The 16112-nt window shown below is 32.1% G+C and carries 15 protein-coding genes and 1 riboswitch; all 15 genes read right to left on the minus strand.

From position 1 onward, the window contains the following. Positions 1 to 10: 10 nt before the first annotated feature. On the minus strand, positions 11 to 1111 hold the full coding sequence (locus tag T537_RS0106280) for an EpsG family protein (RefSeq protein ID WP_031556735.1): 1101 nt from the start codon (positions 1109 to 1111) through the stop codon (positions 11 to 13). Positions 1112 to 1148: 37 nt separating this feature from the next. Next, on the minus strand, positions 1149 to 2231 hold the full coding sequence (locus tag T537_RS0106285; RefSeq protein WP_031556736.1) for a glycosyltransferase family 1 protein: 1083 nt from the start codon (positions 2229 to 2231) through the stop codon (positions 1149 to 1151). A gap of 15 nt (positions 2232 to 2246) precedes the next feature. Beyond that, a complete protein-coding gene (locus T537_RS0106290; RefSeq protein ID WP_031556737.1) occupies positions 2247 to 3236 on the minus strand; it encodes a glycosyltransferase family 2 protein in 990 nt (329 codons plus the stop codon). Between the two features lie 12 nt (positions 3237 to 3248). Next, positions 3249 to 4436 carry a glycosyltransferase family 4 protein gene (locus T537_RS0106295; RefSeq protein ID WP_031556738.1) on the minus strand — a complete coding sequence of 396 codons (1188 nt, stop codon included), beginning with the start codon at positions 4434 to 4436 and terminating at the stop codon, positions 3249 to 3251. Positions 4437 to 4456: 20 nt separating this feature from the next. Continuing rightward, positions 4457 to 5824, minus strand: coding sequence for a sugar transferase (locus T537_RS12400; RefSeq protein WP_051637177.1), 1368 nt, complete (start codon positions 5822 to 5824; stop codon positions 4457 to 4459). A 353-nt stretch (positions 5825 to 6177) separates the two neighbouring features. Next, a complete protein-coding gene (locus T537_RS0106305) occupies positions 6178 to 7563 on the minus strand; it encodes a hypothetical protein (RefSeq protein ID WP_031556740.1) in 1386 nt (461 codons plus the stop codon). A 220-nt stretch (positions 7564 to 7783) separates the two neighbouring features. Beyond that, positions 7784 to 8266, minus strand: coding sequence for a 6,7-dimethyl-8-ribityllumazine synthase (gene ribE / locus T537_RS0106310; protein WP_031556741.1), 483 nt, complete (start codon positions 8264 to 8266; stop codon positions 7784 to 7786). A gap of 32 nt (positions 8267 to 8298) precedes the next feature. After that, positions 8299 to 9504, minus strand: a complete 1206-nt coding sequence (locus T537_RS0106315) for a bifunctional 3,4-dihydroxy-2-butanone-4-phosphate synthase/GTP cyclohydrolase II (RefSeq protein ID WP_031556742.1) — start codon at positions 9502 to 9504, stop codon at positions 8299 to 8301. 66 nt (positions 9505 to 9570) lie between these two features. After that, positions 9571 to 10218 (minus strand): riboflavin synthase, encoded by a 648-nt coding sequence (locus T537_RS0106320; protein WP_031556743.1) that lies wholly within the window; start codon positions 10216 to 10218, stop codon positions 9571 to 9573. 70 nt (positions 10219 to 10288) lie between these two features. Next, positions 10289 to 11425, minus strand: a complete 1137-nt coding sequence (ribD, locus tag T537_RS0106325) for a bifunctional diaminohydroxyphosphoribosylaminopyrimidine deaminase/5-amino-6-(5-phosphoribosylamino)uracil reductase RibD (RefSeq protein WP_031556744.1) — start codon at positions 11423 to 11425, stop codon at positions 10289 to 10291. 162 nt (positions 11426 to 11587) lie between these two features. Beyond that, positions 11588 to 11702, minus strand: a riboswitch (FMN riboswitch). 93 nt (positions 11703 to 11795) lie between these two features. Continuing rightward, on the minus strand, positions 11796 to 12164 hold the full coding sequence (locus T537_RS0106335; protein ID WP_027437759.1) for a hypothetical protein: 369 nt from the start codon (positions 12162 to 12164) through the stop codon (positions 11796 to 11798). Positions 12165 to 12166: 2 nt separating this feature from the next. Further along, a complete protein-coding gene (locus T537_RS0106340) occupies positions 12167 to 13075 on the minus strand; it encodes an SPFH domain-containing protein (protein ID WP_031556745.1) in 909 nt (302 codons plus the stop codon). 170 nt (positions 13076 to 13245) lie between these two features. Continuing rightward, positions 13246 to 14097 carry an NAD(P)/FAD-dependent oxidoreductase gene (locus tag T537_RS0106345; protein WP_027437757.1) on the minus strand — a complete coding sequence of 284 codons (852 nt, stop codon included), beginning with the start codon at positions 14095 to 14097 and terminating at the stop codon, positions 13246 to 13248. Between the two features lie 63 nt (positions 14098 to 14160). Continuing rightward, positions 14161 to 14703, minus strand: coding sequence for a glutathione peroxidase (locus T537_RS0106350; RefSeq protein WP_027437756.1), 543 nt, complete (start codon positions 14701 to 14703; stop codon positions 14161 to 14163). A gap of 210 nt (positions 14704 to 14913) precedes the next feature. Continuing rightward, positions 14914 to 16083, minus strand: a complete 1170-nt coding sequence (locus T537_RS0106355) for an FprA family A-type flavoprotein (protein ID WP_027437755.1) — start codon at positions 16081 to 16083, stop codon at positions 14914 to 14916. Between the last annotated feature and the right edge of the window lie 29 nt (positions 16084 to 16112).

Here is a 16112-nt window from a genome sequence, read left to right on the forward strand (position 1 = left end):
CTCTTAGTTTCTAAACTAATTTCGCATTATGAGAAGTAACATGAACTAATTGATAAGCAATCAAGCCTACAAAAAAGAAAATCCACACTAAATCCCATATATCTACTACATTTTCTTTATAATTCTTATCATTAAACCTAACAATTGGATAAACATTAAATGAAAGAAAAATACTATATCTTATCAAAAATTGTTCTGAATTAATTGCACCAATTACAAACATTAGGCTACATAAAAAAAACTTAGTTGAATTATCTAATACAATCTTTTTATTATATATCTCAGATAAAACGTACACTACTATAATCAGGAAAAATATAAACAAGGCATATATCGGTCTACTATCTGCGTAACCAGATAAACCTCCTAATGTATATACATTAATCATACGTCCATAATAATTTATTAAATAAATATTTGATTCACTCATATAACCAGATAATAAAGTTACAATAACACTCCAAAAAGGCAGTATAATAATTGCTTTATTATAACGTTTATATAATTCATAAAATAATCTTAGAATAATAACGCCACTACTGCCAGGATGAACTAAAACTCCAAAAATGTAAATTGGAATTGATATTATTTTATTCTTACTTATATCTAAATAGATTCCCAAAGATATTATTGCAAAAGCAAGAGTTTGCCTTACCCCAGAAACCGTTAAAGCAATATTATTCATTGCAAAATGAAGTAAAATTATTACAAAAATATCTCTGCTCTTAATTTCATCCCCTAAATAATCTGTAACAATATATCCTAAAATAAAATACTCTATAAATATGGCAATAAATTGCAAAAAAGCATTATTAGGTAATAACGAAATCAAATAAAACAACAAAACACTTCCGTATTGATTTTTATAAATACTATACTTTAATAAATACTTAATGCCTTCTTTTCTAGTTATATCTAAAACAACATAATGTCTATACAAGTCCCATTCATATGGAGGAACAATATGGTAAGCAATAATACCATAAGCTAAACCCAATGCCACAAAGCTAAAAAAGACGTATTTTTTTTTGATTTTTATAGATTTTACCCACCCCACAATGTAAAACAATATAAATTCAGCAATATAAATAAATGATAATTCTAATAACATCTTTTCCCCCACTTATTAATGCTTATAAAGCTATCCTTTATTCTAAATATATTCTTTCAAGTTTCTTATATGCTTTATCAATATTATAACCAGCTTTATCAATCTCATTTTTCATGTCTCTTTTTTTCAATTTAATCAATGAATCTAATAACTCTACCCAAACAGCAATAGGTTTCTTTAAGGAACAAAAATAACATAAATCTGTAATTTTCACTTCCTTAGTTACAGCCCCTGAAATCAAACAAGGTATTCCTGCAGCTTGAGCTTCAATAACTGATAAAGGCAACCCTTCAAAAAAAGAAGGTAAAACAAATACATTGAAGCACTGTATAATTTCATTTACATCACTTCGACTTCCCATTAAAAATACATTTTTTTCAATTTTCTTTTCTTCTATCATTTCTTCTATTCTTTTTAAATCCTTGCCATCTCCAATTAAAACAAGTATTGAATTTTTATTTCGCTTATAATATTCTGAAAAAAGTTCAATCAAAAATTCTTGATTTTTGGGATAATTAAAATTTCCAACATGTCCTATTATTGTCTTATTATCCCATGAAAACTTTCTTCTTATTTTCTCTTCAATATCATTCTTATAAGCAAATTTTTTAAAATCTATTGCATTGACTACCAAACTATAATGTCTCTTACCATATAACCAATAAGCACTTTTCCTAGAACATGCCAAATACTTTGTAGTAACCATCGGTAATAAAAGTCTTAATATTTCCTTTTCTAAAAATTTATATCTTGATTCAAACAAATGGTTAGTGCTATGACAATGACAAATTCTCTTCTTTACTCCAGCAACTCTTCCTACTAACAATGGAAAAAAACTCATTGCATCCATATTTACATGAATTACATCATAGTTACCATTTTTCATAATTTCATATGTCTTTTTAATATTCAAAACTAAATTTTGCTTTTTAGATGGCACTCTATATATGTAACTTCCATTTGATTTAATTTCTTCATCATAGTAAGCTTCTTTATAACCATGACACAAAAAATCAATATGAATCTTTTCCTTATCAATTTTTCTATAATAATTCATAAGCATATTTTCTGTTCCTGCAAGTATCATTGATCCAGAAACTACAATAAGAACTTTTTTCATAATTAATCCACCTATTTAAGCTATATTTAAGTTTCTTTTAAGCTTATATAATCCTCTTATTAGATAACTTGTAATTAAGTAATTGCGACACAAAGCCCAAACAATCATTTTTCTCTCAACTGGTAATATATCTGAGAATAACAATTTTTTCTCATTTCTTTTTAAGCATCTTAATAAATAGTCTTTTTCCTTTTTATATTTATTCTCTTTATGACTAATAGCTAATCTTACCAGCAAACCCATATATGCTCTAGCACAATTTATTCGAGCATAAGATTGCCATGTATATGATTCATTACTACACGCATCATTAACATGATTCCACACAGTAATTAAATCCATTTGTTTTTTTGAAAACATTTCACTCGAAATGCTTTCACCATTATTTCTATAATAGTAAATAGCACTACTATCAGTAACTATCTTTTTTGCATTTTTTAAAGCATAGAAAAATCCTTCTACATCTTCATTAATTAATCCATTAGGAAATTTCATATTCCTAACAACATCTCTTTTATACACTTTATTAACCGCATAATGAATTGTCTTTCGACTATTTACTTTAAAAAATAATTTTGCATATTCATTACGATTATATATTTTTATATCCTTAAAGGCCTTATTATCGTCATTTATTACATCGCTATTTTTTCTTACAATTTGACCACAAGAAATATCTGCTTTATATTTGACGATATTATTCATCAATATTTGAAACATATCCTTAGCAATCCAATCATCAGAATCTATAAAGCTTATAAATTCTCCTTTTGAAATTTTCAGACCTAAGTTTCTTGCTGCACTCAATCCCTCATTATTCTTATGAATAACTTTAACTCTATTATCCTTTAATGCATATTCATCACATATATAAGAGCTATTATCTTTAGAGCCATCATCTATTAAAATCAATTCAAAATCCATATAAGTTTGATTTAATATTGAATCAAGGCACTGTCTTATATACTTTTTTTCATTATAAACTGGAACAATTATGCTAAGCATTTAATCACCTACTCAATCAACTATTAAATCAATAATTCTCTTATAACTAGTTTTTCTATCAAATTGTTGTTCTGCTAATTTTCTTGCATTTATACCTCTTAATTCATCTCCTAATTCGTCAATAATAGCATTCTTTAAAGCTTCAACATTTTCTGCTTCAATATTGACTCCAATATCATATTTATTAACAATATTACAGAACACAGGATTTTCTAATGTATTAATTATCGGTTTACCTGATGCAAGATAATCACCTATTTTATTCACTATACTTTGTGGTGCACCTTTAACAAAACTATTAATTACTATGTCTGATTTATTCAAAACAGCCGCCATTCTATCATAATCAACATATCCCCAGAAATGGATATTTTGCATATTTTTACTGTACGCTTTTAATTCATCTATCATGCCACCAGTTCCAAGTATCTGTGCATGTATATTTTTATCCGATAAGTCATTAACCGCATCAATTAATGTTTTTATGTCATAACTATTACTAATTGAACCTGTATATGTTATCCAATACTCATTATCATTTTTTTGAATATATTTTTCATTTTCTAAAACGCCTCTATCAAATGCATCTAAATCGCAGCCAACATAAACAGTTTCATTTGGAATATTTCTTTTTCTCTTTTTAAATGCTCTACTTGTATAATCCTCTGAAGTTCCTACAACTGCACTTGCATTGTTATATGCTTCATCTGCATCTTTTTCTATTTTTTTCAAAAATAATTTTCTTATTTTATTATTTTTTACATACCTATACATCGCCTCAGGCCATAAATCTTCTACATCGACAATAAAAGTTACGCCTTTTTTTCTACATTGATTTGAAACAAGTTTTGCTATTCTATTGGACGGAATTGTAAGATAAACAACATCTACATTATCTAATCTATTTTCTAAATACTTGCTTACTCTATAGCTTGATACTATATTGCTTAATATTCTTCTAATAGAAATATTATGATGATATTTTGGAGACTTTATAAATGTTATTTTAAACGGATGATCTTGCTTTAAAATTACCTCTTTATTTCTTTTGCTTTTCGTAAAATGTTGAAAATCTGAGGTAACACATTCTAACTCAACACCAGCTTTTACAAGCATTTTTGCAAGATCAAATATTCTTGAAGGTCCTGGTTCCCCCGGAAACCATAAATAACCTAGTGATATTATCATAACCCTCTTCATCAAATTCCCCCAATTATTTATCATCCTATCTTTCTTTCAGCTTCTCTAATTAAGTCACTTTTTCTTTTTTCAAATCCTTCACTTGCTTCAGGAATAAAAACTGTTTTTACTGTAAGTAAAAGCAATTTAATATCCAATATAAAACTCATATCTTTAATATAAATTAAATCTAATTTAAGCTTATCCTCAGGATTTGTGTTATATTTTCCGTAAACCTGTGCATAACCTGTAATGCCGCTTTTAACTCTTTTTCTGTACTTGAATTCAGGTAATTTTTTTTCATAAACTGACACATGAGCAATTCTTTCAGGTCTTGGTCCAACCAAACTCATTTGTCCGATTAATACATTAAAAAGCTGAGGTAACTCATCAATCCTGTTTTTTCTAATTTTCTTTCCTACTCTAGTAATTCTATCATCATCTTTAACTGCCGGCATAAAGCCATTTTCTTCAGCATTCACCCTCATACTTCTAAACTTAAGCACCTTAAAAACTCTTCCATTTATTGTCTCTCGCTCTTGTTTAAAGAAAACTGGGCCACCGTCATCTAGCTTAATTGCAATAGCAGTTACAAGCATAACTGGGCTTAAAATAACTAATAACATGAAAGACGCCAGAATATCAAAGGCTCTCTTTACAACATAAAAAGCCTTTCTATCATCAAATGAGTCATAATGCATGATAGGTGTATCAATAAAGTGCTTAATTTCACAATTTCTTAGAAGTAAATCTTCAATATCCGGCACAAAATAAAAGGACTGATTAGTTTCCACACAAAACTTGATAAATTCATTTCTCTTATTTCTTGTAATACCTACAAATATAACTCTCTTAACGTCCTTCATTCTATTTTTGATTATAGAATCATTTTCATTAACGATTTTACTAATATTAAACATGTGCGAATACTTTCGTAAAAGCTTACTTGTAAAATCCACAACCTCGTCTTCAGAAATATTTGCCCCGTAAATCACCAAAGTTTCAAGTGGTACGATTAGGGCTATTAACATTTTCTTAGTAATAAAAACTATTGCTAAGCTAGATGTTAACTGCAAAATGTAAATAATTAATCCTGGCACAAAACTAACATAATAATTAGCAATTATACAAGCCAAAACATAAGCTAATAAATCTGACAAAGATAGGCTTATAAACTGAGAAAGGGTGGTTTCCCATATTGTGTTTGACGCAAAATCATAAGCTCTATATAGTTTTGCCAAGTATCTATAGCAAATGTAAAACATAATAACAAAAGCTACCATTCCATAATTTCTAAACTTTTGGAAGGCAAACTTGTTGTAATATTCTATCCAAACATATGCAAAAAGCCCAACATTTATAACTGTAAGTATTGCTGTTGCAAGCTTTGTTATTAACTTATTTTCCATAGTCCTAACCTCATTAAACAAATTAAAAGTTACTATGGTAATAAGTATCCTACAAAAATAAAACCTGTAAGAGCCCACTCTTACAGGGGTTTTATGTATCCTCCCCTGATACCTAATTACACCATTATCAAGTTAAGTATATCAAGTTGTCCAATCACGTATTTTCACTAACTAGTTAAATTATTGCTATTCTTATTATACAAATAAATTATTAAAAAAACAATACTACAGTAAACAAAAAACCTTCGCGCTAGACTATCTCTAACGCGAAGGCTTCATTTATCATTCTAATTGCCACACCCTAATTAATTGTATGCATAAAGCTATAAGCTTTAAGGTATATCTTGTATATTCTATTTATCAGAATCTTTCTTATTTCTTATAACTGTATATGCACCTACAGCTACTAGGCAAACAGCTGCAACTACTAAGATAATAACATATAGCTTAGCATTTGACTCATCACCAGTCTGTACTGAATCCACATCAGCTGCAACCTCACCTGTGCTTTCAACTACAGCAGTAGTTGTTTCTACTACATAATCTGTATCAGCTGCAACTTCACTTGTCTCTGTTGATTCTTCAGTAGAAGCTTCTGTTACTTCCTCTGTTGATTCTTCAATAGGAGTTTCTGTTGAAGCTTCTGTTGTAGTTTCTGGTTCAGTAACTACTGGAGTTGGAACTTCTGTTGTAGTCTCTGGTTCAGTAACTACTGGAGTTGGAGCTGTAAATAATGAAACTGTAAAGTTCTGTACATTCTGAGATTCTGTTACTGTAAATGTTGCTGAATCTGTTTCATTACTTCTAGATCTACTAGCTTCAACTGTATATGTACCTGCAGGTAAATTCTTAACACTTAATGTACCTGATGTACTATTATTATCCTGTGGATCAGAAACTTCGTTAGATACTGTACTTTCTGGATGACCTACATGTCCACCACCACTTGAAGAACCATAATTAAAACTTGTTTCATAATCCATATGATCTGTTTCTGGATTTACATAAACATCAACATATCCATTAGCATCAGGTGCTACATAGTTAATAACCTGATCAGACATTATTGCAAGATATGATTCTGAAGAATCACTTCCAAATCTTTCTTCTACACCATATGAAACTCTATTATCACCAATACCTTTTGATTTACCATTCTCATCGAAATCTTTTGGCCAATATTCATTTAATCTAATATGTACCTTAATATATTGTGTTGGAGTAGCTGATACTTTATAGTAATGTGCAACATTACCACTGCCATCTAACCTAAATGAAAAATCACTTGCAATAGGTGTTACTGTGCCAAAATTGTTATAATAATTATCAATAGCAATCTTCTGCTCTTTATCTCCATCAAATACAAATTTAACTGCTGAATCATTACCAAAAGCAGGATTTACTGTTGAATATAATCCAAATTGACCTGCTGGTACAGTCTTAGTATCTAGTGCATCTGCCATTGTAAAATCATGATCTGAATAATGAGCTGATGCTTCATTACCGGCATTCCAAGAAGCTATAGCTTTGCCATCGCTATTTCTCAATTTCATGCTTGAACTTGCTAAGTTCTTACCTGTAGCATTATCCAAAACATTTAGATTAATAGTATTGTAAGGAGCTCCAAGGCTCTTACTTGCTGCTTTACTTGTTGTAGAGAAATTGCCAAAAACAATAGCACCTGTCATAATAGCTGCTAAACCAAAACTGGCAATCTTTGATAAAGTAGTTTTTCTCATATTCTTTATACCTCCAATTTATATCCCGCATATTACCAATTATGTCTACCCAAGATGTCAATTGCGACCAAACTATACTAGCAAAAAATAAAATATCCAGCAATAAAAACGAATAATCTTATTTCTTACAGTTTTGTAAGGCTATTATTTACTACATTTGTCAGAAACTAGGAAACTATTCTAGTTTCCCAAAACCAACAATCTTTTAATTAAATACCTATTACTTGCCAATTTTTCTCATTAAATTAACCATTTCAATTGCGCCCTCACCGCATTCAAATCCTTTATTACCGGCCTTAGTTCCCGCTCTTTCAACTGCCTGTTCGATTGTATCTGTTGTTAATATGCCAAACATAACAGGAACACCTGTATCTAGTGAAACACTTGCAACACCTTTTGATACTTCTGCACATACATAATCATAATGGCTTGTAGCACCTCTAATCACAGCTCCAAGGGCTATAACTACATCATATTCCCCGGATTCTGCCATTTTTTTACAAGCAATTGGAATTTCAAAAGCTCCCGGAACCCAAGCAAGAGTTATATCATCCTCTGATACATTGTGTCTTACTAAACTATCATTAGCACCCGAAATAAGCTTACTTACAATAAACTCATTAAATCTCGCAGCTACAATTCCAACTCTAATCCCTTTTCCTTCTCTTTTCTCATCAATTAATCTTCCTTCTAATACTCTCATAATAAATCTTCCTTTCTAATTATCTTTATAGATTACACTTCACTTAATATATGACCCATTCGTGTCTTTTTTGTTCTTAAATAAACCATATCATATGCTGTTGGCATTATTTGAATTGGTACTCTTTCCTTAATTTCTAGATCATAATCTTCTAACTGATATACTTTGTCCGGATTATTGGTAAGAAGTCTTAAACTTTTAGCTCCTAAGTCTCTTAAAATCTGTGCCCCTATATGGTATTCACGCATATCCCCTGGAAAGCCTAATGCTAAATTTGCTTCAAGGGTATCCATCCCCTTATCTTGAAGTGCATATGCCTTTAGTTTATTTACAAGTCCAATTCCCCTGCCTTCCTGTCGCATGTAAAGTAGAACTCCTCTGCCCTCTTTTTCTATTGCACGCATTGCATAAGCAAATTGTTCTCCACAATCACACTTTAAAGAACCAAAAGCATCTCCAGTTAAGCACTCGGAATGTACACGACAAAGTAAATCTCTGCCATCTCCCATATCTCCCTTAACAAGGGCTACATGGTGTTCTCCACTTACCTTATCAACATATGCATGAGCCATAAATTCACCATACTTTGTTGGCATTCTTGTAATAGCCACACATTCCACGAGTTTTTCATGAACCTTAATGTAATCCTGTAATGCCTTTATTGTTATATATTTAAGGTCATATTTTTTTGCAAGCTTTCTTAACTCGTCAGTTCTCATCATATTTCCATCATCTCTCATAATTTCACAACAAAGTCCTACTTCCTTAAGTCCAGCAAGCCTGCATAAATCAACTGTAGCCTCAGTATGTCCATTTCTTTCAAGTACGCCATTAGGCTTTGCAAGAAGTGGAAACATATGACCAGGTCTTCTAAAATCACTAGACTTAGCATTATCATCAACCACTGCACGAGCTGTATAAGCTCTTTCCCTAGCAGATATTCCTGTAGTTGTGTCCACATGATCTATTGAAACAGTAAATGCTGTTTCATGATTGTCTGTGTTATTCTTAACCATCTGAGGAAACTCTAGCTTCTCACAGTATTCCCTACTCATAGGCATGCATATTAAGCCCTTTCCAACTGATGCCATAAAATTTACATTCTCAGTGCTAGCATGCTCTGCAGCGCATATAAAATCTCCTTCATTTTCTCTGCTTTCATCATCTGATACCATAATAACTTCGCCTCTTTTTAAGGCTTCTAGTGCAGCTGGCACACTACTATACTCAGACTCCATCTAAAAATTCTCCTTCCTAATTTCTCATATTTTCTTATAATTTCTTATTATTTCTTAATGTAGGGCTCAAACAAATCCGTTTCTTAGCAAGCTATCCATAGTTAATCCTTTATTTGTATCCTTTGTATTTCCCATTAAAAATTTAGCTATATACTTTCCTATAATGTCATTTTCTAGATTTACTAGGTCGCCTATTTTTTTCATAAAAAGAATTGTGTTATTCATAGTATGAGGTATTATGCTTACCTCAAAGCTATCCTTATCTACATCCGTAACTGTTAAGCTTATTCCATCTATAGTAATTGACCCTTTTAATACTATCTGACCTGCAATCCTCTCACTTGTCAAAATCCTATATCTGTACGCTGTTAGATCCTTTTGTATACTCTTTATTTTTCCTATACCATCAATGTGTCCAGAGACTATATGTCCACCAAACCTATCTCCTAGAGCCATGGCTCTTTCAAGATTTAGCATATCTCCTGCTTTTAAATTACAAAAAGAAGAGTGCATCATGGTCTCATGCATAACATCTACGCTAAATGTATCTTTATCTAAATGTGTTACCGTAAGGCAGACACCATTTACGCTAATTGAGTCTCCTAGTCTTGTTTTTTCAAGAACTTTTTTAGCTTTTATCTTTATACTTGCACAGTTTTTTCCGCCTTTTATCATCTTAACATGTCCAATTTCTTCAATTATCCCTGTAAACAATTTACCACTTCCTTTCTTTAAAATTTACTCTAAAATTGTCTACATTTTCTTAATGTTTAAAAAATCATTCTTAAGAATACTCCATATCCCCCTCTAAAAGTAGGTCCTCTCCAAGCCTAGAAACCTTTAAATTACCCACTTTAAAGGCATCTTTGGGACTAGCAATTCCTAGTCCTGACACAGCTGTTATGGCATCCTTTCCACCAAAGATCTTAGGTGCAATGTAGACTTGAATTTTGTCTACAATCCTTGACTCAAGAGCCTTATAATTAATCTCTCCACCACCTTCTATAATTAAACTATCAATTCCTTTCTCTCCTAAATAATTAATGGCATCCACTAAATTTACCCTTCCCTCATAATCTGCTTCTAAGCTAACAACATCTACTCCAAATTTCTTATAACTTTCTATCCTATCCTTATCTTTAGACACTGTCATAATAAGGCTTTTATAACTAGTCGCCGTCTTAACGAAATTAGAATCAAATGGGGTCCTTAAATTACTATCTAGAACAATTCTTAAAGGATGTCTTACTTTTTCTAATGTCTCATTTCTACAATTTAGCATTGGATCATCCTTTAAAAGTGTTCCAATTCCTACTAAAATTGCCATATTCTTATGTCTATCCATATGAACTTTTTGTCTTGCCTCATCTCCTGTAATCCACTTTGATTCGCCTGTATAGCAAGCTATTTTTCCATCAAGAGTCTGTGCCCACTTTAATGTCACAAGTGGTTTTTTATATCGCATATAATGAAAAAAAATGTCGTTTATTTCCAAACACGCCTCATTTAGAATAGGACCATCTACTTTAATCCCAGCCTCTTCTAAAATCTTAATTCCCTTACCACAAACTTTAGGATTAGGATCAAGAGCTCCAACTACAACTCTTGTAATACCAACTTCTATAATTGCCATTGTACATGGTGGTTGCTTTCCATAATGACAGCAAGGTTCAAGAGTCACATAAATAGTTGCTCCCTTTAAATCCTTCTCATTGCCTTTAATTTTGCAATCCTTAATTGCTTCCCTTTCAGCATGTAATCCTCCACATGCCTTGTGATAACCTCTTCCTATGATATGTCCATTTTTTACAATAACCGCTCCAACCATAGGATTAGGATTAGTAAATCCTAGTCCCTTTTTAGCAAGTTTTATGGCCTCTAGCATAAAATCCTCGTCCTTATATAATCTTTCCCTATTCATTCTTTCCACTTACCACATCTCCTTAAAAAAAAGCCTTGAAGAATATTCTTCAAGGCTTTTTAATGCTATTATATTTAGCACTTTCTAATAATCCACCAATATTTTTTAGAATAAAAAAACGCTCTGGAAATAAATCCAGAGCGTCTGTTGCTACTAAATATAACAAATCTTCTACCATCCAGACTTTACTGTCGGCCTTGGAATCTCACCAAGTCATGCATTACTGCTCGCGGGCTTTACCGCCGGTGTGGAATTTCACCACGCCCCGAAGAATTATTCAATTAAGTACACTATACATTCACATATAATCTATGTCAATATATTTTTGATATTATTCGCTTTTCTTAATGACAAAATCTATCACTATCTTCTAAACACCTCTTAACTGATCCCTAGAATACTTCTTGCCATTAAGTACAATATAACCTTGTGTTGGTTCTTCATGTACAACATAGCGATTATTACCCATAGAATATTCTAATCTGTGCTTATGTCCATACTTTCTTTCACATGTTAAATCCTGTCCTCTTGGAACTGTATGACCATCGCTAGATACAGTATATGAGTTTCTTAGTTGTTGTAAATTTTTTTCAGTGGTAGTTTTTGCCCTATTTCTTTGGTTATAGTTTCTTTGATTAATATTTCTTTGATTGTTATTTTTGCTATTTTTCTTATTTTTATTAGAAAAAATACCAAGAAATATTATTATTAACCAAACAACACCAAGGACACCTTCCATATTTACTTAATCTCCTTAACTGATTCTACTAAACCTGCAAGATTCTGAATTTCTGAAGGAACAATAATCTTTGTAGCCTGTCCATCTGCAACCTTTTCAAGAGTTTCTAAGCTCTTTAATCTAAGAACTGTCATATCAGCTCCAGCCTGCTTTAATTTTTCAATACCATATGCGTTAGCATCCTGGATTGCTCTGATAGCTTCAGCCTTACCTTCAGCTTCCTTAATTTCCTTTTCCTTCTGAGCTTCAGCAGCAAGAATTGTTGCCTGCTTTTCAGCCTCAGCATTAAGTACTGCTGATTCCTTACGACCTTGAGCCTCTAAGATCATAGACTGCTTCTCACCTTCTGCAGTAAGAATTGCAGCTCTCTTCTCTCTTTCAGCTTTCATCTGCTTCTCCATTGATTCACGAATAGCAGCTGGTGGATTAATGTTCTTTAATTCTACTCTATTAATCTTAATTCCCCAAGGATCTGTTGCTGCATCAATTGTTTCAAGCATCTTAGAGTTAATCTGATCTCTTGATGTAAGAGTTTCATCAAGTGTCATATCACCAATGATGTTACGAAGTGTTGTTGCAGTTAAATTCTCAATAGCAATGATTGGACTTTCAACTCCATATGTATATAACTGTGGATTAAAAATCTTAAAATACACGATTGAGTCAATCTGCATTGTAACATTATCCTTAGTAATAACTGGCTGTGGTGCAAAATCTGCAACCTGTTCCTTAATTGTAACCTTTCTTGAAATTCTATCAATGATTGGTATTAATAAATGAATACCTGCAGCCCATGTTGTCTTATATCTTCCTAATCTTTCAATTACATAGGCATTTGCCTGTGGCACAATTCTAATTGACATTAATAATAGTAAAACTAGAATTGCCAAAATAACAACTATTGCTGTCATATTTATTACCTCCGTTTTTTTAAAGCTTTTGCTTATTTATGTTATTATAATATCATTATCTATCAATTTTTAAAATAACTTTTTTTATACGATTAGCACAAAAAAATGCCAGCTTTGCATTATTGCAAAACTGGCAAATTCTTCAATTAAATCACTTTATCACTTATAGTTTACTTTTTTGCAGCTAAATATGTTACAGCTGACAGAGCTGCTACATTTCCCTCACCAGCTGATTTAACATACTGGTATGGAAGTCCTGTAATATCGCCACATGCAAAGCATCCAGCTATATTAGTTGACATATCTCTATTAACCACAACATGAGCTCCATCAGTCTCAAGACCAGGTACTAACTGTCCTGGTGAAATTGCATCACGTAAGACAAATACACAATCAACTACAATATCTTCTCCATCAGACTTTACAACTCTCTTATCATCTACTTTTAGAATCTCTGATGGCTTTACATTTACCACCTTAACTTTATCTGGTAAATCAGTAGCTTCTTTATACATTGGTACATATGTTACATTAGCACAAACTTCAGAAAGGAATGCTGCTTCCTCTTCTTCCTTCTTACTATAACCAATAACTGCCACATCTTTACCCTTATATAATGGTGCATCGCATGTTGCACAATAACTTACTCCACTACCAAGTAATGCATCTTCTCCAGGAATTGCCTTACCTGTAACCACTCCAGTAGCTAAAATAACTGCAGATGCTTCATACATCTCATTACCGCCCTGAATACCAAAAAAGTCACCCATATCATAAATAGTACTTACTCTATCTTCTGTAATTTCAATTCCAGCAAGTTCTAGATGCTTACTAAAGGCATTAGCGAGTTCCTGACCTGATACATTTGGTAAACCTGGATAATTAAGAATGGCATGAGCTTTACTAACCTTTGCGCTTTGTTTACTACCAATAATTATAAAATTCTTTCCTCTATTCTTAAGTGTTAAAGCTGCAGAAACTCCACCAGGTCCTGTTCCTATAATTGCAACATCATATCTCATGATTTATTCCTCCTATCCTAGCTGTTGTAAATAATTGTACATAAAAATTGCTACTTACACAATTTAAATTAAGCTCTTAACGCACTCTGCCACATCACTCATCTTAGCAGTTGGCTCAAATCTTGCCACTACTTCACCATCTCTATTTACAACAAACTTTGTAAAATTCCATTTAATTTCTGGATTGTTCTTATAATCCTTATCTATCTTCTTTAACATAGCGCTCATTGCAAGAGCCTTAGGTCCCTTACCAAAACCTTCAAAGCCCTTCTGGCTCTTTAAGTACTTAAATAGAGGAAGAGCTCCTTCACCATTAACATCACTCTTCTTGTACTGTGGGAACTGTGTCTTATACTTTAAAGTACAGAACTCATGAATTTCCTCATCTGTACCTGGTGTCTGTCCAGCGAACTGATTACAAGGAACATCAATAATTTCTAGGCCCTTATCATGAAATTCTTCATAAATTGCCTCTAAATCCTTATACTGTGGTGTAAAGCCACATCCTGTTGCTGTATTAACTACAAGGCAAACTTTACCTTTAAAATTAGCCATTGAAACTTCTTCACCTGCTGGTGTTGTTACTGAATAATCATAAAAACTCATATCTTACCTCCATTTTCACAGAAAATATATACTTGTAATAAGACTAGTAGTCGTCAATTTAAAGCCCCACTACAACTATATTTTTCATCTCTTTGATTGATTGCAATTAGATTGTACACAATTAATATTTTTTTGTCAACATTTATTTTTAAAATAAAAAACCATCACTAAGAATCTCTTGTATTTCCTAGTGATGGTTTAATTATTATTTTACTTACCTGCCTCAATTACAGCATCAATTAAGGCATCTAATTTAGCATAGTCTGCCTCTTTAGCCTTTGCCATAATTGTAACCATGTCCCCAATTGTTTCTACATTCTTATATCCTTCAATATAAGATTTCATCTTTCGTCCAGCTGTTGGACCCCATGATCCATTCTCAATAATAGCTACTTTTCTATTCTGATATGTCTTATATGATAAATCCATTAAGAAATATTCCATTGGTAAAAATACACCGCCATCATAACTTGAAGCTGCAATTACCATTCTATCGTACTTAAATGCATCCTCAACAGCCTCTGACATATTATCTCTTGTAAGGTCAGCAAATGCGATTTTTTCGCCTTTTTCCTGTAACTTTTTAGCTACATATTTAGCAACGACTTCGGTATTACCATGAATTGAAGCATATGCTACCAAAACGCCCTTTTCTTCTGGCTTATAACTACTCCAAATATCATAAAGATTAATATAGTATTCTATATTCTCTGATAAAACAGGTCCATGCAACGGTGCAATTATCTTGATATTTAAATTAGCTGCTTTTTTTAGAAGAGTCTGTACTGGTGCACCGTACTTGCCAACAATATTGAAATAGTATCTTCTAGCTTCGCAAGCCCAATCATCATCTTCAATAGACAATGCACCGAATTTGCCAAAGCCATCAGCACTAAAGAGCACACCTTCGCTTTCCTCATAAGTTACCATTACTTCTGGCCAATGTACCATTGGAGCCATAATAAATTTTAAAGTATGTGAGCCAAGCTTTAGCTCATCCCCTTCCTTAACAACTAACTGCTTATGTTCTAAAAGGTCTGCATAATTAGCTCCAAGAGAAAAAGTCTTAGCATTACCAACGATTTCCACATCTGGATATTCCTTAAGGAAAGCCTCTACACTTCCCGAATGATCAGGTTCAAAATGCTGAATCACAAAATAATCTGGCTTTCTGTCATTTAATACCTTTTTAACATTATCTAGCCATTCATCCTGACCTCTTTCATCAACGCCATCCATTACTGCAATCTTATCATCAAGAATCACATATGAGTTGTAAGATACGCCATCAGGAATCTCATACTGACTTTCAAAAAGATATAAATCCTTATCGTCAACTCCAACATACTTTATACTATCTGTAACAAAATTACCCTTCATGTTCTACCTCTACTTTCCTTTATTAAATT

Source organism: Lachnospira multipara LB2003 (assembly GCF_000702205.1).
In the GTDB taxonomy this organism is placed as follows: Bacteria; Bacillota; Clostridia; order Lachnospirales; family Lachnospiraceae; genus Lachnospira; species Lachnospira multipara_A.